The following is a 19,603-nucleotide window of genomic DNA, read 5'->3' as shown; positions in this document are numbered from 1 at the left end:
TAAAACGCATAATCAAAGGGAACCCCTAGCAGACTTAACGAACTTCAACGGATGCCGCGTCAAACGATGCCAATAGGCGAAACAGGCAGAACCGACGGCAAAATCGTCTAAAATTAATCTGGTCCGATCCTGATTTGAACAAGGGGAAGATAATGATTCGATTGATTGCATGGATGCTGATTGCCGGTACCGCAGTTCTCGCCGGCTGCAACACGATGGCGGGCGCAGGCCAGGACATTTCGAAGGGAGGCCAGGCGATCAAGAATGAGGCACAAGAATCCAAGTAAGGGAACCAACTGAGTGCGCCAACGAAGCCAAGACCCGAAGTCAGGAGCCGAACTCAACAAACCCATTCGCTCCCCCAATCATCGCAGCAAACGCGGCGCCTCTACGGGCCGCGTTTTCAATTGCGCTCGGTGATCGTCCTATCCTCTCACAACGGCGCGCACGACACCGTCCATCTGTTGACCGACAGCGACGCGCTCACCGCGAGCGTGCGGCGCAGATTCTGTTCTTGATAGGCTGATGAACGGAAAAGTCAAGTTATCACCGGCGACGGTCGCCTGTGGGTCAGCTAGCGGACGGTCACAAATTATCTTCGAGCGGCTCAAATTGGCCGGTTTGCGACGATCGCGACCAGCCGGGTTCAACACTAGGCGCTTATTCGACGGTTTGCGAAAGCCGAAGGCACGGTCGCGTCTCGGGACATCCCTTGCTCTGAAAACGATACGACCGGGTTTCGGGCACCCAGGACGTGGGGCACCGCTATAATCAAAGAGCACGGGGGCGCTAGCCCTTGATGGGAGGCTATTTTCCTTCGTGTGCCTGCCGTGCCCTGTTGCGGGTCAATTATTTGTACGGAGGTATTCCATGGCCACGTACGTCATCCTTAGCCGTCTGTCGCCTGACGCGTTCAAGGATCCCAAAGACCTGAAACAACTCGCCGCCACAGTCGCCGGGAAAATCAAGGCCGAATGCCCTGCGGTCACCTGGAAAGACAGCTATCTGACACTCGGGCGCTTCGATGTGGTGGACATCGTCGAGTCTGACGATCTGAAACAGCTCGAAAGAGCAGCGTTGATCATCCGCGCCTGTGGACACGCCACCACCGAGACCCTGCAAGGGACCGCGTGGAACGAGTTCATCGCGACCCTATAGCGCGCCGACCGAAAGCCGGCGGAACTTCCTCCCGGTGCGCCCCCATGCCGCAAGCCACGCCCGACAGCAGTCTCCGGGCGGGTACGGCTGCCGTGCCGCGATTGGCCTGCGCGATGTGGCTCGGCAGGCAATCCCCCGATAGCACGAAGCGGACGGCGATCGAGGCCGGAGGGCGTGCGCCCAGGTTCCGTGCGCGCAGGGAAAACCGTCGGCCAGAAACCCGCCAGCCGCACACTTGCACAGCGCAGGGCTCTGCGCGACATTTGTCATGATGACCGGCGCGTAAGCCCGGCTGGAGACCGCCATGACTAACCGGCTCGCCACTGAAACCTCCCCTTACCTCCGGCAACACGCAAAGAACCCGGTGGACTGGTATCCGTGGAGCGAAGAGGCGTTTCGCCGCGCCCGCGAGGAAGACAAGCCGATCCTGCTCTCCGTGGGCTACGCCGCATGCCACTGGTGCCACGTCATGGCACACGAATCCTTCGAGAATCCGCGTATCGCAAGCCTGATGAACGAGCGCTACATCAGCATCAAAGTCGATCGGCAGGAGCGTCCCGATATCGATAACATCTACCAACAAGTCAGCCAGTTGACGGGACGAGGAGGCGGCTGGCCGCTGACCGTGTTCCTTACGCCACAGGGAGAGCCGTTTTTCGGCGGCACCTACTTCCCGCCGGACGACCGCTATGGCCGCCCCGGGTTCGTGCGCGTGCTGATGATTCTGAGCGAAGCCTGGCGGCATCGGCGAGCGGAGCTGCGCGACACTATTGCGCAGTTTCGGGAGGGGTTCCGACAGCTCGATCAAGCGAATCTGGGCGGCGAAGCCGCCGGCGTCGGGTATCTGCCGGCAGAGGCAGCCTGCGCCCTGGCACGGAACACTGACCCGGTCCATGGCGGGCTTGGGGGCGCCCCCAAGTTTCCCAACCCGAGCTGCTATGACCTCATGCTGCGCGTCTATCATCGAAGTGGCGAGCCCGCGCTGCTTGACGCGGTGGAACGCACGCTCGACCACATGGCGGCCGGCGGCATCTACGACCAGCTCGGCGGTGGATTTGCCCGCTACAGTGTCGACGCGCGTTGGGCCGTGCCGCACTTCGAGAAAATGCTCTATGACAACGGCCAGCTCGTGAAGCTGTACGCGGACGCCTACCGGCTGACCGGCAAGCAGGCCTGGCTTCGCGTGGTGGAGGAAACCATCGCCTACGTCCTGCGCGACATGACGCACCCCGGTGGCGGCTTTTATGCCGGCGAAGATGCCGACAGCGAAGGACAGGAAGGCAAATTCTATGTCTGGACAGCAGCCGCCATCGAGGCAGTCCTTGGCGATACCGACGGTGCAATGGCGTGCCAGGTCTACGGTGTGACAGAACACGGCAACTTCGAACACGGTGCTACAGTGCTCCACCGTGCGGTCGAGCTCGATGCGCTGCAAGCGGCGCTTCTGGCGGGCTGGCGCGAGCGGTTGCTGGCGGCGCGCGGCCGACGCGTGCGCCCGGCCCGGGACGACAACATTCTCACCGGCTGGAACGGCCTGATGATCGAAGGGTTCTGTGCCGCTTTCCAGGCGACGGGCTGCCTCGAGTATCTCAGCGCAGCACAGCGTGCCGCCCATTTCATCCAGAGCGAGCTGACCCTGCCCGACGGCGGCGTGTACCGTGCCTGGAACGACGGGAGAGCCAAGGTACCAGGGTTTCTCGAGGACTACGCCTTCCTGTCCAATGCGCTGCTCGACCTGTACGAGTCATGCTTCGATAAGCGCTACCTCGAGCGTGCCATCGAACTCGCGGCACTCATCCTCGACAAGTTCTGGGAGGACGGGCTGTATTTCACACCGTGTGACGGCGAGCCATTGGTGCACAGGCCGCGCGCACCGTACGACAATGCGTGGCCGTCGGGCATCTCAACGAGCGTGTTTGCGTTCTTGCGCCTGTATGAGCTCACCGGCCACGATCTCTACCGTGACCGCGCCGAGCACGAATTCCGGAGATACGAGCTCGCAGCCGCCAAGGCGCCAGCCGGCTTCACGCACCTCCTTGCCGCTTGGGACTTCGCGCAACGCAGCCCGCTCGAGATCATCTTTGCGGGCGACAAATCGGACGCCGCCGCGCTGGTAACAAGTGTTCACCGCGCATACCTCCCCGCGCGCGTGCTGGCCTTTGCCGAAGATGTGCCGATTGGCCGGGGGCGCCACCCGGTCAAGGGCCGCCCTACGGCCTACGTGTGCCGAAGCCGCACGTGCGCCGCACCGGTGACCGACGGCAAGGCGCTCCTTGAGCTTTGTACATCCTGACGGCGGGCCAGCGCTATCACCACCCTGTCGCCGTTGACGAATTGCCGGTAGTTCAAACCAACATCGCGGGCCGGGTCACGTGCCGCCGCCGCGGGACTGTGCCGCGCTTACGCCACGGTCGCGCGGCTGTTGCGTTCGGCCCGGACCTGCTCATGCGACTCGACGATTGCAATGCGGGCACGAAGCGGCGCACATTTGAGATATGAATCGCTGCCGGAGTTACGCTCGCCGGTAGCCGTCCCCTGCTTCAATGGCGGGATTCGTTCGTGAACGGATGGAGAGAATCGCATGGTGACTGCGCACGTCCCTGACCTGGCTGCGGCGTTGGAGCGCCACGTGAAGGTTCTCGCCGAAGACATCGGCGAGCGCAACGTGTTCCGGCCGGACGCGCTGCACGCGGCAGCCGACTATATCGTGCAGCAGTGGACGAGGCGTGGCTGTGCAGTGACGCGTCAGGACTATCAGGTGCTAGGGGTCCCCTGTGCCAATCTCGAAGTTGCGCTCACAGGCTGCGTTCAGTCTGACGAAATCATTGTGCTTGGCGCGCATTACGACACCGTGCGAAACAGCCCCGGTGCCGACGACAACGCCAGCGGCGTCGCCGCGCTCCTCGAGATCACGGGGATGCTTCAGGCCCTCTCGCCTCGGTACACTGTGCGCTGCGTTGCGTTCGCGAACGAGGAAGCGCCGTTTTTCTTCCGCGGCGACATGGGCAGTCTGAGGTACGCGAGAGCCGCGCGGCAGCGCGGGGATCACATACGCCTGATGCTTTCGCTCGAGATGCTCGGTTACTACCGGGACGAGCCGGGCACGCAAAGGTATCCGCCTTTGCTACGTTACTTCTATCCAGCGTGTGGCAACTTTATCGGTTTCGTTTCCAATCTTCGCTCGGCGCGCCGATTGCGATGGTTCGTCAACGCGTTTCAGGCGTCGTCCAATTTTCCGCTCGAAGCAGCGGCGCTGCCGTGGTGGGTGCCAGGGGTTGCGTTGAGCGATCATTCTTCCTTCTGGCGCCACGGCTATCCGGCCGCCATGGTGACGGACACCGCCTACCTGCGCAACCCGCACTACCATACTGCTCACGATGTCCCTGCGACGCTCGACTATGGGCGCATGGCCGCCGTGACGCGCGGGTTGGCTGCGAGCGTGGCGTCGCTGGGGCCGGGTGGCGCAAATCCCGACAAGATCCAGGCCCTGGTCGACACGAGGCCTCTGTCAGCTACCGACCCTGAACAGACCTTCAGATTTAACCAAAGCGATCGTTCGACGCTAGAGGTACAAGTCTGACCAGATTATTTTCTACCGGCTTCTTCAGTTTTCATCGAACATTCGTTTTCATCCTGTTGCCCGCCTCGCCCCGACCGGAAAGCGATCCCTCCGGAGTTGGCTGGACCGGGCGTGGAGTCCTCGATGACTTGAGACGGCGCCACATTGCCCCTTGCTCCCGGCGCGAACGCGAGAATGCGAAGGTTCGGCTCGGCAACGAAGAGCCGTCCATCCGGCGAGACGGCGATCCTGTTACCCGGCGGCGGCAAGCGTTGGCCGATGATTCCCGTGGCTGGACCGCTGATTGTCCGTATCGGTCGCACGTTGCCATTCGCCTTGGCGGCGAAAATGCTCACCTGGGTCTGGCTCGCATCCGCAGTCGTGTTGTAGACGAATAATTCGTCCGTACGAGGATCGACAGCGATCGACGTGGCGATCTGTGAGAAAAAAACATCGCGGCCCGGAAACAGGTCGGTTTTAGGACCCGTGAGGCTGCGCAGAAGCGGTGGCGCGGTCACGCTTCGGCTCGTGCCGAACGTGTCAATGATCGCCGTTCCCTGTATGTCATAACCCGCGATCAGCAGATTGTCGTCGCCGTCGATCGCGATGCTCTGGTATTGGGTGATATTCGGATCGGTAATGCGGACCGGATTGGGTATTGGCCCGGAGCTATTGGCGGGAACGACCATCACGCCCGCAGTCGAGAGACGAACGCTCAGGACGAAGTCGTTGAGGCGAGAGTCCACCGCGATGCCGGGCAGGTCATTTGTCATCCCCGGCATGAACGAGCGACCAGGCGCCTGATTGCCCTCCGCTTTCCGCGGAAAGATGTCGACGGTGTCATTGCCAAACTGCGCAACGTGAAAGGCGTCCTTCCTGTCGATCACCGTCGCCCCGGCCGTCATCAGGGTAGTGAGCGGCCCTTGCAGTACCTGGCAGGGTTCGGTCGCTCCGTTGGCGCGCGCGGAGTAACCGCGAATCTGATCACCGAGCGTGAGAAAGATGGCGTCGTGCGAGCAGGCGGCGTGCGCCAGCTGGACTCCGAAAAGCATGCTGACGACGGCGACACATAGCGCGGATTTCATGACACGCCTCCTGGATCATAGTGTGCGAATGCGCCGATTAAGCATAGACGCCGGCCGGAGGCCGAACAAACTTCCGCCAGTTGGGACCTGTGTTTTGGCGGGCGATGTGAAGCAACACCCATCGATATCGAACGGTAGTCCAGCGTGCTAACGTGTTATGCCCATATGTCCCACACGGATGGCCGGCTTTTTAACGCGTGATTAGCTCGTTCCTAGCCCAGCAACGAACGGTCGGAATGCCTGTGTGAGCGGCTCAACTTGGCAGAACGCAGCCGAGTCGCGAGCAGCTCAGTTCGACCCGTAAGCGTCACTCGATTTCCTCAAAAGCTGCCATCACATACGCTCTAACCAGAAGTGACGAAGACCGAGCGGCTGCTTTGCCGTCACCAGGGCCCGTCGAGATGTCCCGAAAGGAAAAGGGCCAACTAACAGCAGAGATTTCTGCCGAGATACGCAGCGACCGCCCCTGTCAGCGCGATGCCGGGCAATTCCCCCGGCGATGCCAGATGCGCGGCGATAATCTCACGATTATCAAGCCGCAGCTCGGGTATGCAATCGAGGTGCAGCTCAAAGAAATGCACCCGGTCTCTTCGTCCGTCCCAAACGCCGCAGACACTGCCCGCGGGGAGTAATGGGTACGACGAGAGACCAATCTCCTCCTCCATTTCGCGCTGCGCCGCTGCATCAGGCGTCTCACCGGGCCGGATACTACCGCCGGGAAAACTCCACTCGGTCCGGTACGATGACTTCACCAGCAACAGCGCCTGCCCGACGTAGATTGCTACTAGCGCGCCCTCATGGCGAGGCCGTCGAAGGTGCCACCAGGCGCGAGCGAGCGGAAATCCGAGGCGAAGCACCATGCGCCAGACAGAGTCGATAAGCATAGTCGATCGCGCTCGCTCAAGGCTCGGCATGAGGTCTCTCCTTTCCTTTCATGGTCAGAGGATCTTCCGGTTCACCGCGTTCGTGCGGCTTAGATCATTCAACGTCTGTCACACCGCTGCCTGTGAACCGTAGTTTAGCCGGAGGCTGCTCCCGCTCGGGATAGCGATTGCCAACAATTCAAGGGCGTATGTGGAACGACCGTTCATGGCCGACCTCTGCCCGACGCGGCCGACTCGGTTCGATCCTGAGCGGCCATTTATAGTGGTTGGCGCCAATCCTGTTGCGTGGAGAGATCATGCGAGGTTTGGCGACCGCTGCCAGCCTCTGGTCGGTCGCAGGAATCGGTCTGGCGGTCGGTGGTGGGATGTACACCGCCGCCCTCGGCGTGACGATCATTTTCCTGATCATCCTTGCAGGCGTGAAACTGCTCGAACGTCGCTTCATTTCGGTCAAACAACAGCGCAACATAACCCTGTTGGTCGAACGCTGCAGCGTATCGCTCGACAGTGGGCACAACGCCCTGGGCACGGGAAGTGTCCGGGTCAAGCAGCTCATGGTCCAGCAATCGGAAGACAACCCTGAACTCGACGACGTGCAGATCGGGCTGTCGCGCGCGACGGCCAATTCGAGATGATCCGCACACGGCTGGCAGCGATGCCGGGCGTCCGTGAGTGCCGGATGGCAGATGAAAGCGGAGTAGGCCATGACGCGTACGTATGAATATCACGGGTACACCCTTGTGGTGGGTGTCGAATCTGACTTTAGCTGGCGGCCGAATGCCGAGGCTGCTGCGCGCGCGGGCTACGTGGCGATAGTCAGAATTCTTCAGGCAGGCAATGCGGTCGCGGTATTTTCGCCGCTGCGCTTCGGTGAGGTCGGCGGTCGCCCGTTTGCGACGGAGGCAGATGCCTTGATGGGCGGTTACAGCGCTGCACGGCGAATTGTCGATGATCTTTTTAGTCACGAAAGCCAATAACGTTCGGCCGCTAACCGGCAAGCGATCTTGAACGTGGCAGATCGAACAACAGATGGGTCCTCTACCTGATGTGCGTCTGGCTCTGACTGATCTGGATGCCCGTCCGACTACCTCTCGGGTGCCGCGTCGGCCCGTGCCCGGAATCGCCTGCCTGGGTGTCTTCTACCTTGCACCAGGATATTGCTGTGGACCATATCGGGAACTCTAGCAGAGGCTCTATGGCATTTACCTGAAGGTTAGTCAGGTTCCTTTCGCGATTAGGAAATTACTTGGTCAATTATCGGTAAATTCTGATGAAAAAATAATCCGGTCGCAAACCTTTTCGTGCCGCTCCGTCTCTTAAGTCCGCGTTGAATCAGGCCGTAATACATGATGCATGGCACGCTGCCGGAATCTGCCTGAGCCCGATCGGTTCGATGAGACCAGCAGCGATGCATCTGAAGGGGTTCTCGATTCTCACGACCAGGATAAGGACAAACAATGACAGGTACTTTCCTTCGTTTCAGAAATCTCCGTATCGGGGTGCGTCTCGCAATCGCATTCTCCCTTGCTGCGCTCCTCACAGTGGTACTCGGCGCGACGGCATTCATCAAGCTCACGCGAATCACAAATGAATGGACCGATTTTGAATCGGTCACTCTTGCCAAGCTAAAGGTTCTGCAGCACGCCAAAGGCACTTTCGGCGATGCCGTTCATAATTACAAGGACTATGTACTTCGTGGGGGCGCCTACAACGCGAAATTTCTGGCGAACCTGGACGACATCGATGCTGCTGTCAAGGCGCTGGAAACCGGTGGGCATCTCGGCCCGGACGAACAGACGGCAAGTGAGGCGCTTTTCGATGCAACGAGAGCGTATCGGGCGTCGATGGACCGACTGTCTCCGCTTGTGGAGTCAGGGGCGGCAATTGATGTTCGGGACAGGAGCGTCGCCGGCGCAGACAAGCCGATCGGAAAGGCGCTGGACGCAATGATCCAGATCGTCATGCAGCGCACGACCGAACAGGGCGCGACGATTACCGAGTTGGCGCATGTCGCGGAAGTCGCTGTCGTGGTGGTCACGATTGCCGCGCTGATTGCCGCGACGTTGCTCGCCATCTTCATGACCCGAAGCATCACGCGCCCGATCGGGGCCGCTGTGACCGTCGCCAGGGCAGTCGCAAGCGGTGACCTCACTAGCGAAATCATCGTCGACAGAACTGACGAAACGGGGCAATTGCTGGACGCCATGCGCAGTATGAATGAGAGGGTCTCCGACGTCGTCCGTCACGTTCACCAGACCGCCGAGTCCGTCGCGACAGCATCAACACAGATCTCAGCCGGCAATGACGACCTGTCACGGCGCACGGAGCAACAGGCCGCGTCCCTGGAAGAAACGGCGGCAAGTATGGAGCAACTGACGGCCACCGTTAAACACACTGCCGAGAATGCCATGCAGGCGAGCACGTTGGCGAGCGCCGCGTCCGAAGCGACTGGCGGCAGTAGCGCGGAGGTGGGTCGTGTTGCCGGGATGATCAGTCAGCTGGCGACGGGCGCCCAGCAAATGAGCAGCATCATTGGTGTCATCGAGGGAATAGCGTTTCAGACCAACATACTGGCGCTAAACGCGGCTGTCGAGGCCGCCCGTGCGGGCGAGCAGGGGCGCGGCTTTGCAGTGGTGGCGTCAGAGGTCCGCATGCTGGCACAACGCAGCGCGGCCGCCGCGAAAGAAATCAGGGATCTGATCCTGACTTCGAATAAACGGGTGACAAGCGGCGCGTTGCTCGCTCAGGGAGCGGGCGATTCCATGCGTCAGGTAAGCACGGTCGTGGCGCAGGTTACGGCGCTTATGAGCGAAATATCGAGCGCATCTCGCGAGCAAAGCACTGGTATCGAACAGGTCAATCAGGCAGTCTCACTTATGGACGAGGCTACGCAGCAAAACGCAGCGCTCGTCGAGCAGGCGTCAGCTACTGCAGCCTCACTGGTTCGGCAAACTGTCGAGTTGAAACAACGGATTTCCTTTTTCAGGGTGAGGCAGCTGGCAATACCACTGGGAGGTATTTGAGCAGATTTTCCGGGAACGGTCGTCCTCGTACGATATTGTCGAAGCTATCCGTAACGCGGTCGCGTTAATGCCATTTTACCGATCGCGTTCGAGGGGCTGTGCCTGAGGGCCGGACTCGGCTTGCCGACTGGCGGGTTCAACCCGAAAAGCGGTCGTCCCAGCATCGGGGGCACAGTGCGTGACTGATTATCTGTGCCGCCTGATCTGTTCCTTGGCGAGCGTGAACGCTTCCTGTGAGTTCTCGCGCGACAGGGCGAGTACCCTGTCACGCACGGCGTCGTATTTGGGGTGCCGTCAAGAATTCGGACGCCAACGTACGATAGCGGCGCTGCACAATTAATCAAATCAAGCACTTGCTGTGATGAGATTGTCCCCGGCTCAACCGCTCGAAGCACGGTTTGTGCCGATCCCTATGCAGTGGGACTTTCCAGATCGCAAGCGTACAAGCCAGCCCGAATCTTGACGGCACCCCAATAAGAACACTTGGAATCTGACTCACCCTGGTTATGAAGAAGGCGCTCAGCCTGCTGATCCCCGGATCGACATTCTCAGCGAGTGATCCATATGAGGCGTGCCTCCGTCTTCGCGCCTGATGCAATCGCGTTCGACCATATTTCCGCGTCCTGATCGCGTGCAAAGGCCCACCGCAAATCCGGGGCCATAGGCAGAGAACGTTGTCCACACGAAACAGATGTAATCATCTGTTAATGCCGTGCGCCGGGGCCCTTTTTTGACGACGGAAGCGCCGTTCCGTTTTGGTACGATCCCGGCTTTTCCGCCAGCGCCCCGCTACCGTGAATCGCCGATATTTATCGTTGTTTCGTGAACATTGCGCACGGTGGCTCGCCCGCATCCAACCGCTGGCCGCCGCCGGCAGCACGAAGGCCAGACTCGACTTTAACAGCGCGCTGCGACGCCTTCGCCACCCAACGCGACGGGGCATCGCGCTGACGCTCGCCGCGTTGCCGGCGTTCTTCCTGCTGTACGTGCTTGCGCTCGTGCCGTTTACGCCGGGCATCGGCGACATCCGCAAAGCCCGCATCGAACGGCCAGCGTTGATCGTGTCGGCCGACGGCACACTGCTCGAGGAATTCAAGCCAGTCAATCGCGAGTGGGTGTCGCTCAAACAGATCTCGCCGTACATGGTGGATGCATTGATAGCGACCGAGGACCGCCGCTTCTACGAGCATCACGGCATCGACTGGAAGCGCACCGCGTCGGCCGCGCTGCATACGTTCTCCGGCGACCGGCAGGGAGGCTCGACGATCACGCAGCAGCTCGCGCGCAACCTGTATCCCGACGAAATCGGCCGCGCGCCGACCCTCACGCGCAAGCTTAAGGAAGCGATCACGGCGTTCAAGATCGAAGCCGTGTACAGCAAGGATCAGATCCTCGAGACGTACCTGAACACGGTGCCGTTCCTGTACAACGCCTACGGCGTGGAAATGGCCGCACGCACCTACTTCGGCAAATCGGCCGATCAGCTCGACATCCTCGAAAGCGCGACGCTCGTCGGCATGCTAAAGGCCAACAGCGCCTACAACCCGGTGCTCAATCCCGAGCGCGCGTTGCAGCGGCGAAACACAGTGCTCGGGCAGATGAACAAGTACGGGAAGCTCAAGGTCGACGCTTACAACTGGTTGAAGCGACAACCGCTTAAGGTCGATTTCGAGTTGCAGACCGCGCCACCAGGCACCGCGCCTCATTTCTCGGCGCAATTGCGGAAGTGGCTGATCGCATGGGCCGATCGCAATGGCTATAACATCTATACCGACGGGCTGGTCGTGCGCGCGACCATCGATTCCCGCCTGCAGGCGATGGCGACGCAGGCGATGGACTGGCAGACGAACCAGTTGCAATCGATCGCGAACGACGCATGGAACGAACGCACGGGCTGCTGGCCGGGCAACGACCTGTTCCAGACATTCATCCGGCAGACGCCCGATTACCGCGCCGCACGCGATGCTGGTCAATCGGATCCGGCCGCGCTCAGGAAGCTCGGCACGAACCCCACGTTCGTCCGCGCGCTCTGCCGGAGCAAGACGCAGATCCAGGCGGGGTTTGTCGCGATCGATCCGCGCAACGGAGATATCAAGGCATGGGTCGGCAGCCGCGACTTCAGTGACGAGCCGTTCGATCACGTGCAGCAGGCGCGGCGCCAGCCGGGTTCGACGTTCAAGCCGTTCGTCTACGGCGCGGCTTTTGCGGACGGCGCGCGGCCGAGCGATACGATCGTCGACCGGAACGTCGCCATTCCGCTGACTGGGCATGCGAGCTGGCGGCCTACCGACGCGGAACCGCCCACCGGCCGACCGATGACGCTGCGCGACGCACTTGTGTATTCGCGCAACCGTGTCACCGCTCAGCTCATGCAAAAGGAAGGTCCCGAGAAGGTCGCACAGCTCGCGCGTGCGATGGGCGTGCGCGAGAGTCCGCTCGAAGCGGTGCCGTCGCTCGCGCTCGGCACGAGCCCCGTCACGCTCAAGGAAATGGTCTCGGCGTACAGCACGATCGCGAACCGCGGCGCCTATCTCGAACCGCGCATGGTCACGCGCATCGAGGATCACGACGGCAAGGTGCTCGCCGAATTCGCGAGCGCATCGCCGGAACAGGCGCTGCCCGCCGGCGCCGCGCAAACGCTCGTCGACGTGATGCGCGACGTCGTTAACCGGGGCACCGGCGCAGGTATCCGGACGCGCTTCGGGATTCGCGCCGACGTGGCCGGCAAGACGGGCACGACGCAGGACAACACGGATAGCTGGTTCATCCTGATGCATTCGCAACTGGTCGCAGGCGCGTGGGTAGGTTTCGACGATGCACGTGTGACGCTCGGCAACGACTATTGGGGCGAGGGCGCGCACAGCGCCTTACCGGTGGTGGGCGCGTTCTACGACATGGCGCTGCGCGCGAGGGTCATTGATCCGGATGCGCAGTTCGGCCCCGAGACGCGGCCACCACGCACGGTCCATGCGCGACGGCATCGACACTTCCTCTTCTGGAGGTTCTGATGTCGTCGCTGGCGGACGCGACATTCGCATTCGCCGGTGCCGCCGACGCAGCATCTCAATCCGAGGCGGCCGGCAGTAGCCCGCTGACCGATTTCTCGATCCGGATTGCTCGACCGAAGCCTACCCCGGCCCCCGCAAGCATGGCGCCTTGCGATGTCGAAACGATCCGTTGCGGCACATGGGCCAGGCTCTGTTTGGATTTGCTGAAATGTGTTTGCATCCTGCTTTTTGCGCGTGAGACGGAATGCCCCGAACACTGCTGAGTAACAACGTATGGAAAAGGATCGAAGGGATCGAAGCGATCTTGCAGAACGCCGTTCCGGCATTAGGAGGCTGAGCGCCTTCGTCCTGACCAGGGCGAGTCTCGGGGGCAAGGCCGACATTAGGTCGATGCAGGACGTTGGCTTTGCGCGGAAGCGGTCATTCACTGGCAGTCACGAGTGAGGCAGGGGCAATGGCCGCTTCGGCCGATGAAGCAACGTTCAACATCGCGAATTGAATGGCCGCCTCCTGGGTGGAACCGACGCCTGAATGTCCGAGCGGCGGGGCGGGCGAATGACGCTTCGTGGCCGCGCTGAGACGGATGACGGTCGCCGCAAGGCCGACCGAGTCCGCGCCGATGCCGAACTTCCGTAGACTCTGAACAGAAGTTCCGATTTTCCGATAGCGGCCCACACTTAGCGTCTGAAAGCGCGCGTCCCTGATACGCGCTTTCAGCACGAAGACTCCGGATTTCCGGGTCTAGCGGCTGGTGATGTCCGCTGCAACCTTTATCGGACTGTGCGAGGCGGATTTCAGGGGGAAGTGAAAATAATTTTTACGGTTACGCCGGACGGGCGCTTAGAGGCGGCCCCGTTCGTTCAGACAGTCGCAGAGAGCCAAAAATGCGGAGGAAATTACCCCTTTCATATTTGTCATCGTTGGGGCCGGTAGAGAGCTAGAGGCGCCATACCTTCCTCACGCCGCGCCAAGCCATGACCCCACTCTTGTCTCGACGGCCAGGGCAAGCACGGGGTTCACGTACCAGCCGAAGGTGGCAAGTGGCGGTTCATTTCCAGCCCACAGATAGGGAGCCATGGTATAGCGCACGGGCATACCACCCACGATCAGGAGACGCATCGCAGCACCCGTCATCGAGGGCAGTTTGTCTCACAGTGAGACAGGCCTCCAGGATCATGCCGTTGATTTAACGGAGGAAGTTGGATTCCGCCACGCAACGAATTCCGCAAGTTGCGCGCTCGCACTCCAAAACACCCGGTTACCGCCCGTCCAGAGGAATCACGCATTGTCACTGGTGACTGGTGACGTGCGTCATCCAGCTCAGCCGGAGGGATTTACTCGATACTCCTGTGCGCTTCGGAGTTGCAATAACAAACTGCTTCACCAAAATGGTCCTCTGCCACCCCGTGGGCGATGCGATAAAAAGGTTTGCACAAGGCCGACACCCCTGCCATCGTTGAAGTGTTAGTGGGACGACCATTGGACCGGCAACTATCGTCTCCATTGATTGGGAAGTCGGCGGTAAGGTTTATCGTGCGCTGCCCGTGCTACCGCGGGGACGCCCGCCCTGCCCTGCCGCATCGTTACCGACCTGCCAGCGGAAGGACAGCAGCGGCCTGCCGTGTTCACTCAGGCCGATAACGCTTCCGTTATCTCGTTCCACGCGGCCGGATGGGGATTCAGCAAAGGCTCCAGAACCTTCAAGGCCCGCGTGGTACGGCGCCGTGCACTCTTCGGCAACGCAGCGCAAGCGTCTTCAATGCTGCCCGGATGATGCTCGCCAAGGCATGCCAGAAGGACTGCCGCCTGCTGTACGTCTTTCAGAACCTTTGTGCTCGCATGATCACGCAGCTGCGAGACCAGCAGTTTGTGTATTGCGAAGCGATTCGCATCGGGAACTCGCACGGGGACGGCCCCGTGCCGCGAAAGAAGGGTGCCTGTCTGCGACGTACCCAACAGGTACGCCAGATACGGTAGTCCAACGGCGTGGGCTTTCAACTCAGGCACTGCCCGGATCGGGAAGCTTTCATCGGGCGACGGGGGCAGCAGGTCGACGTGAAAGCGCGAGATGCCGGCTTCCCTGAAGGATGTCGCTGGCGCGGCTCTCTGGAGTTGGGGTACTTCAACAAAACGAATACCGGGTTGTTGCAAGATCGTAGTATCAGTACTATTTAAGAAACTACTGATAACGTCATCGCTATTTCTGTTGCACTGGCGCCGGCGCGCGAAGTCGATGCGATCTTCGAACTCGATGCCGAGTTGCCGGACAGCGGGGCGGCATGCGCGCGCTATACAACATCCGGTGGACGCCGCAACGGGACCCATTCGGCCTGATGCGCCCGATGATCTTAAAGCCCTGCGGAAACTGTCGTCACTCGAGTTCTTGCCCTCGAGTTTCCGGCAGGAAGAAAAAACGATCACCGCCGCGGGCGCAAAGAAGCTCGCTGTCGCTCCGAGCGCAGCGCCGACATTGTGGCCCTTCGACATCGGCCGGACGAGCGCGGGCGCAAGCGCGCCCGTCGCACGGCAAGTGTTGTATATAAGACCTTGAGCGGTAGCGCGGACGCTTGCTGGAAACAGTTCGGCAAAGATCGGTGGTACCAGTGATCCAAGCCACCGACCTCCGCAGCGTTTAGAGTCGCAGGAAGCTTCGCCCGAAGGCGAGGGGGTCCACAAGAGCTTTCATCCTCGCCGCAACATGATCGTCTCGCTCGTCACTGCAGCCACATGATTGCGTTTGTCGAGATGCCATCTCCCAGAGCGTTAATGAGGTCGCGTCTTGAATCGAATTCCATGAACCAGCCCAAGACGTTGCCATGAGCGTCGCGCGGGAACAGACACACCGCCCAGTGCGCCGGGTCGCGTACGATCCCGTCCATACCGTCGCCGCCCTGGGGAGCGCTGACGAGGTACAGACCATCTACTTCGATGAACGCACCGGAGGGCAGCTTCCCGTCCTCCGGAACCGATAGATACTCGAGACGGCTGATTCGCATGGTGCCCGATTCATGGAAACCAAATACCATTTCGCACGTGTCCGTGTTCAAGACTGCGCCACCCTGTGTTCAGAGTGCGGGAATTGCAACCGGATCCTGATGCCATCGAACTCGAACAGGTAACGTGCATCCCGATCGAGGTCGATGATTTCCGACTCGAGAAGCGCTTCGAGATCGCGGCCTACCATCATCCTGCCACGCTTCAGACGCATGGCAATCGCCTCCGCCGTCATCGGTCCTTCGTCGTGCAGCAGCAGCCGGATCATCTCCATGCGTTTCGCGGTAGTGGTCCTCAGCAACCCCTCTGGCTCCTCGAAGAATATGAATGTTGAATCGGGGTGTTGACCGTCGAGGATTGCGTCCATACGCTCTTGCATGGCGTCAAACGAAGTGGTCTCGAGGATAAGAAGTCGCATGGTCATTCCTTCTCTATAGGGAGATGTGCGACACTGGTGGCGCACATCGTGACGATATCGCGCCAACTCTGGATTGCAACGCGACACGCTTCCGGTACTGTCTTCAGCCCAGCGCGAACCTGCTGCGCAACGCGGTACGCACATCCTCCGCGGTGATCACCGCAGTGCCTTCGCGTAGATGCCGCACGGCTGCGGCGTCAATGGTTCGCTGCAACACCGCGTCAGCATCCGCAATCGAATGGCCTTTCAGACCGGCGACAGCGCAGTCCATCGTGTGGCGTGAGACGGCGAACACGTCGCCGGCCATGACCCTGAAACGCATGCGGACGTAGGACGTCAGGGCTTCATGCTCCGGTACCGAGAACGCGACCTTCTCTTCAAGTCGCCCGCCACGAAGCACAGCCCGGTCGAGCGCGTCCTGATGGTTCGTTGCGCAGATGTACAGAACGTCCGGCAGCCGCCCGTCCGCACCGTCCAGTGTCGTCAGCACTTTGTTCGTGACCGGGGCGACGCCTGACATACGGCGCTCGCCCAGCACATCGTCCGCCTCGTCGATGAAGACGATCGCTGGCCGGAGGTCCTTCGCGTCCCTGACGAGCCTGTCCCACGCGGAGGGGTTCGCGAGCAGTTCGGCCCCCGTCGTCTTCAGAAACGCGTACCCACTGGCTTTAGCGAGCGCCATGGCCGCCTGTGTCTTGCCAGTACCCGGTGGCCCGTAGAACAGCACGCCGCGCGGCAGGCTGCCGCCGAGCCGCTCGAGGCCGTCGGCGTGTCGCAGCCTGAAGGCGAGATCATGCAGATCGTTGCGCGAGACATCCGGCATGATGATTTCGTCGATCGACTTCACGTTTTCAGGAAGCCTGCCTTTCGAGCCCTGTAGGCGTCGCATCGCACGCATCGCAACATCGAAGCTCAGGCTGCCTTCGCCGATGGCGCCCTCACGACGCATGTCAGCCAGCTCGCGCCCGACCGATGCGAGGCGTGCGGCGCTGAATCCCTCCCAGCGCGCTGCGAGATTTGCGAGCATCGGTGCGGTGAGCGCATGGAAACCCATTGCTTCGCCTACCGAGCGACGGAGTATGGCCTTGCGGGCTTCGAGATCTGGCGGAGGTGCTTCAACCTTGAAGTCGAACCGGCCTTCGCGAATCGCCGCGCTATCCAGTGCGGCGACGTTGTTTGTCGCGGCGACCAGGACGATTCGCGTGCCGCGCAGGCGTACGATCTCAGTGAGCATCACATTCGTGAGGTCCCGGTCCATGTGGTGTGTTCCGTCCCCGCGGGGTTTGACGTAGCTATCGAATTCATCGATGAAGAAGACCCCGTGGCCGAGCTTCAGTGCCTGGGCGAATGCAGCCTTGACCTTCGCCGGCGTCTCATTGATCCACTTGCTTGCGACCGAACCGTAGTCGAGCGCGAAGAATGGCACGCCCAGTTCGCCAGCGAGCGCCTCGGCAAACATGGTCTTGCCGTTGCCGGGCTCTCCGAACAGGAGGACGCCGTTGCGCGCGCGCTCTGGATTTCCGATAACTTCGCGTGCGGCACCCAGCAATCTCGCTTTCGTCGCAGCCATCCCGACGATCTGGGAGAAATCGAAACGCGGTTGCGCGACGAGTTCGTCAAAACTGTAGACAGGTTCAGCGGCACGAACCGGATCAGGGGCGAACGCAGGCGCTGCTGGCTGCGACGGCCGCGTCGGTGACGCTGCTCCGGGAAAGACAGCCTGGAAATAACTTTCGCGCCGGGCGTCGGAGACGTTTGCCCTGCGGGTTGACGGCGAGAGCGGGTGGGCCCGTCGGTACCAGACGCCTGCCACCAGCGCGAGCACCAGACACCCGGCAAACGCCGTCAGCCAGGGGCGATTCAGATGGACAAGAGATTGAAGAACCGCCAGCCCGAGCATGAAGAGGGCGATGCGCCGAACGAAGTGATATCTGTGATACAGGAACCAGAACAGCACCGCCAGCGCGACGGTGACGCCCAGTATCAGGGGTCGGTTTCTGGCATGCATCAGCTTCCCTGATGCGAGTTCATGCAGGATCGCGTGTGCCCAGCCATACAGCGCTGTCGCAAGCACGAAATGCAGGACAAATCCGGATACAGAACGGACGAGGTGTCTCATGGTTGTTCCTGGTAAAGATGGAAAGGACGTCGGATGGTCAGCGCAACCACGGCTGCAGGAATTCCTCGCACGCCTCGTGGATGATCCTGCGCACGACCTCCTCCCACTCGTGACGGGTGCAATACATCGTGAACAGCATCTCGATGCCAAATATCGTCGCACCGGTCCTGATCATCGACATCAGGGCCGGCACGGTTCCGTATGCGGCGGAGCCGAAGAGCAACTGCAACTGGCCGGCTCCCCACACCGCTGCGAAGCACGGGATCAGCACCGTCAGATACGGAGCAGCCAGGCCGATCGCGCCCAGGGTGTTCAACAGCCAGTGGAAATACCACGGGATTTCTGCGTAAGCCGGGTCAATGAAGTTCAGACGGGACTGAGGACGATCGCTCTGCATGAAGTTTCTCCTTGATGAATGGGACAGGTGGTTCGTTCAGATGCGAAGAACACAGACCCATCGTCGCGCACGAAAAGACGGATGCAAGTCGACGAATCAGGACGCGCAGGAACGGCTCTGTGGATGGGCGACCGCGAAAGGCGCACGGTGAGCGGATATTGGAGATGGAGATGCGACGTGCCCACGCGAAGGATCGCGGAGCGGATGACGCAGAAGGGAAACTCGGGAGGAGACGGGCGGAAGGAATCGTGAGGCGAGCCGCCCACACCGTCTCGGGCGTGGGCGTAAAGCGGATGGCAGACTACATCTTATTTTCTACTACGCAGCCATCGCGCGACGACGACCAACGGCTGGACGTAATCAAGGAATATGGCAAGACATTCTGTCCAGAAAACGTGCCAGTAGGATCGAAAGTTTCCCATGTGTGTTTCCTCTCTAGAGTTGGTGAGAAATTTCGCGTGGCGCGAGAGCTAACGGGTTTGTCTGTCGCACATCTTCTCGCAGCGTTCGAGACAATCGAGCTGCACCGCGTCCGACGCTGACAGTGCGGGAGGGGAATGCACGATCCATAAGCATATGGCAACGACGCCACTGCTCAATGCAGCCGTCGCGATAGCGAGCAATAGAAGGCCGATATTGCCGTTGTCGTATGGAAAGAGATATTCAGCTAGTTTTTTCAAAACGTTCATTCGGACTCCATTTTATTGAGTGTGAAAGTGAGACTATTGCGCGACGGAAGAAACAGATAACCGACGCAATGCCAGTCTCTCTTCTGAATAACTGAACGCAAACGTCGCGAGTGCGTGTCGCTGAACGCCTGATTTCAGATCAGCAAAGCACTCGGCCGGATAAAATTAACTTACTTTTTGCGGCTGCGGGTCAGGCGGCACGCTACGGCGACTGGTAGTGGATGCACTCCATGAAGAGGGCGAAATACTCGCCCCAGAACACGCGCCAG

17 protein-coding genes and 1 pseudogene are annotated in these 19,603 nt (G+C 60.7%); 9 read left to right on the top strand and 9 right to left on the bottom strand.

Going from position 1 to position 19,603, the window contains the following annotated elements; genetic code table 11:
• The first annotated feature begins 152 nt into the window (after positions 1-152).
• The 4 genes from AC07WT_RS03845 to AC07WT_RS03830 all read left to right on the top strand — a co-directional run bounded on the left by AC07WT_RS03845 (position 153) and on the right by AC07WT_RS03830 (position 4,738).
• Complete coding sequence (locus tag AC07WT_RS03845; protein WP_115101171.1) at positions 153-287, top strand: entericidin A/B family lipoprotein; 135 nt, start codon at positions 153-155, stop codon at positions 285-287.
• 583 nt (positions 288-870) lie between these two features.
• Positions 871-1,158, top strand: a complete 288-nt coding sequence (locus tag AC07WT_RS03840) for a GYD domain-containing protein (RefSeq protein WP_492592600.1) — start codon at positions 871-873, stop codon at positions 1,156-1,158.
• A 304-nt stretch (positions 1,159-1,462) separates the two neighbouring features.
• On the top strand, positions 1,463-3,451 hold the full coding sequence (locus AC07WT_RS03835) for a thioredoxin domain-containing protein (RefSeq protein WP_494946112.1): 1,989 nt from the start codon (positions 1,463-1,465) through the stop codon (positions 3,449-3,451).
• Positions 3,452-3,739: 288 nt separating this feature from the next.
• Positions 3,740-4,738 (top strand): M28 family peptidase, encoded by a 999-nt coding sequence (locus AC07WT_RS03830; protein ID WP_494946111.1) that lies wholly within the window; start codon positions 3,740-3,742, stop codon positions 4,736-4,738.
• A 5-nt stretch (positions 4,739-4,743) separates the two neighbouring features.
• Here AC07WT_RS03830 and AC07WT_RS03825 read toward each other — a convergent pair whose 3' ends face one another.
• The gene (locus AC07WT_RS03825) at positions 4,744-5,802 is read right to left on the bottom strand and encodes an NHL repeat-containing protein (RefSeq protein WP_494946110.1); all 1,059 of its coding nucleotides are present in this window, start codon (positions 5,800-5,802) and stop codon (positions 4,744-4,746) included.
• Between the two features lie 425 nt (positions 5,803-6,227).
• Complete coding sequence (locus tag AC07WT_RS03820) at positions 6,228-6,716, bottom strand: NUDIX domain-containing protein (protein ID WP_492592596.1); 489 nt, start codon at positions 6,714-6,716, stop codon at positions 6,228-6,230.
• 245 nt (positions 6,717-6,961) lie between these two features.
• Here AC07WT_RS03820 and AC07WT_RS03815 point away from each other — a divergent pair.
• The 5 genes and pseudogenes from AC07WT_RS03815 to AC07WT_RS03795 form a co-directional block, all read left to right on the top strand.
• A pseudogene (locus AC07WT_RS03815) lies at positions 6,962-7,407 on the top strand (MgtC/SapB family protein); the annotation flags it as partial.
• Entirely contained in the window at positions 7,391-7,663 is a 273-nt protein-coding gene (locus AC07WT_RS03810; protein ID WP_494946109.1) for a hypothetical protein, read from the top strand. The pseudogene AC07WT_RS03815 and the gene AC07WT_RS03810, both read left to right, overlap by 17 nt.
• A 480-nt stretch (positions 7,664-8,143) precedes the next feature.
• Positions 8,144-9,709, top strand: a complete 1,566-nt coding sequence (locus tag AC07WT_RS03805; protein ID WP_494946108.1) for a methyl-accepting chemotaxis protein — start codon at positions 8,144-8,146, stop codon at positions 9,707-9,709.
• A gap of 815 nt (positions 9,710-10,524) precedes the next feature.
• Positions 10,525-12,717 carry a penicillin-binding protein 1A gene (locus AC07WT_RS03800; RefSeq protein WP_494946107.1) on the top strand — a complete coding sequence of 731 codons (2,193 nt, stop codon included), beginning with the start codon at positions 10,525-10,527 and terminating at the stop codon, positions 12,715-12,717.
• Complete coding sequence (locus AC07WT_RS03795) at positions 12,717-12,980, top strand: hypothetical protein (RefSeq protein ID WP_494946106.1); 264 nt, start codon at positions 12,717-12,719, stop codon at positions 12,978-12,980. Before AC07WT_RS03800 ends, AC07WT_RS03795 begins: the two co-directional genes overlap by 1 nt.
• A 157-nt stretch (positions 12,981-13,137) precedes the next feature.
• Here AC07WT_RS03795 and AC07WT_RS03790 read toward each other — a convergent pair whose 3' ends face one another.
• The 7 genes from AC07WT_RS03790 to AC07WT_RS03760 form a co-directional block, all read right to left on the bottom strand.
• Positions 13,138-13,437 (bottom strand): hypothetical protein, encoded by a 300-nt coding sequence (locus tag AC07WT_RS03790; protein WP_492592592.1) that lies wholly within the window; start codon positions 13,435-13,437, stop codon positions 13,138-13,140.
• A 909-nt stretch (positions 13,438-14,346) separates the two neighbouring features.
• Positions 14,347-15,204 (bottom strand): GSU2403 family nucleotidyltransferase fold protein, encoded by an 858-nt coding sequence (locus tag AC07WT_RS03785; protein ID WP_494946105.1) that lies wholly within the window; start codon positions 15,202-15,204, stop codon positions 14,347-14,349.
• A 227-nt stretch (positions 15,205-15,431) separates the two neighbouring features.
• The gene (locus AC07WT_RS03780) at positions 15,432-15,743 is read right to left on the bottom strand and encodes a hypothetical protein (RefSeq protein ID WP_492592590.1); all 312 of its coding nucleotides are present in this window, start codon (positions 15,741-15,743) and stop codon (positions 15,432-15,434) included.
• 17 nt (positions 15,744-15,760) lie between these two features.
• Positions 15,761-16,129 carry an HVO_A0114 family putative DNA-binding protein gene (locus AC07WT_RS03775; RefSeq protein ID WP_494946104.1) on the bottom strand — a complete coding sequence of 123 codons (369 nt, stop codon included), beginning with the start codon at positions 16,127-16,129 and terminating at the stop codon, positions 15,761-15,763.
• 103 nt (positions 16,130-16,232) lie between these two features.
• Complete coding sequence (locus AC07WT_RS03770) at positions 16,233-18,086, bottom strand: AAA family ATPase (protein ID WP_494946103.1); 1,854 nt, start codon at positions 18,084-18,086, stop codon at positions 16,233-16,235.
• A gap of 199 nt (positions 18,087-18,285) precedes the next feature.
• Complete coding sequence (locus AC07WT_RS03765) at positions 18,286-18,645, bottom strand: hypothetical protein (RefSeq protein WP_494946102.1); 360 nt, start codon at positions 18,643-18,645, stop codon at positions 18,286-18,288.
• Between the two features lie 470 nt (positions 18,646-19,115).
• Complete coding sequence (locus AC07WT_RS03760; RefSeq protein WP_494946101.1) at positions 19,116-19,334, bottom strand: hypothetical protein; 219 nt, start codon at positions 19,332-19,334, stop codon at positions 19,116-19,118.
• Between the last annotated feature and the right edge of the window lie 269 nt (positions 19,335-19,603).

The organism is Paraburkholderia sp. GW821-FHT02A12, from assembly GCF_059422005.1.
The sequence above is the reverse complement of the archived record's forward strand: the minus strand, read 5'-3'. Positions and strand labels throughout refer to the sequence as shown.

Bases quoted from the DNA above. Each gene is read 5' to 3' on its own strand.
- AC07WT_RS03825 (WP_494946110.1), bottom strand. From the start codon at position 5,802: ATGAAATCCGCGCTATGTGTCGCCGTCGTCAGCATGCTTTTCGGAGTC.
- AC07WT_RS03805 (WP_494946108.1), top strand. From the start codon at position 8,144: ATGACAGGTACTTTCCTTCGTTTCAGAAATCTCCGTATCGGGGTGCGT.
- AC07WT_RS03785 (WP_494946105.1), bottom strand. From the start codon at position 15,204: ATGTCGAAGGGCCACAATGTCGGCGCTGCGCTCGGAGCGACAGCGAGC.
- AC07WT_RS03760 (WP_494946101.1), bottom strand. From the start codon at position 19,334: ATGAACGTTTTGAAAAAACTAGCTGAATATCTCTTTCCATACGACAAC.
- AC07WT_RS03795 (WP_494946106.1), top strand. From the start codon at position 12,717: ATGTCGTCGCTGGCGGACGCGACATTCGCATTCGCCGGTGCCGCCGAC.
- AC07WT_RS03780 (WP_492592590.1), bottom strand. From the start codon at position 15,743: ATGGTATTTGGTTTCCATGAATCGGGCACCATGCGAATCAGCCGTCTC.
- AC07WT_RS03845 (WP_115101171.1), top strand. From the start codon at position 153: ATGATTCGATTGATTGCATGGATGCTGATTGCCGGTACCGCAGTTCTC.
- AC07WT_RS03820 (WP_492592596.1), bottom strand. From the start codon at position 6,716: ATGCCGAGCCTTGAGCGAGCGCGATCGACTATGCTTATCGACTCTGTC.
- AC07WT_RS03775 (WP_494946104.1), bottom strand. From the start codon at position 16,129: ATGCGACTTCTTATCCTCGAGACCACTTCGTTTGACGCCATGCAAGAG.
- AC07WT_RS03830 (WP_494946111.1), top strand. From the start codon at position 3,740: ATGGTGACTGCGCACGTCCCTGACCTGGCTGCGGCGTTGGAGCGCCAC.
- AC07WT_RS03810 (WP_494946109.1), top strand. From the start codon at position 7,391: ATGACGCGTACGTATGAATATCACGGGTACACCCTTGTGGTGGGTGTC.
- AC07WT_RS03835 (WP_494946112.1), top strand. From the start codon at position 1,463: ATGACTAACCGGCTCGCCACTGAAACCTCCCCTTACCTCCGGCAACAC.
- AC07WT_RS03765 (WP_494946102.1), bottom strand. From the start codon at position 18,645: ATGCAGAGCGATCGTCCTCAGTCCCGTCTGAACTTCATTGACCCGGCT.
- AC07WT_RS03840 (WP_492592600.1), top strand. From the start codon at position 871: ATGGCCACGTACGTCATCCTTAGCCGTCTGTCGCCTGACGCGTTCAAG.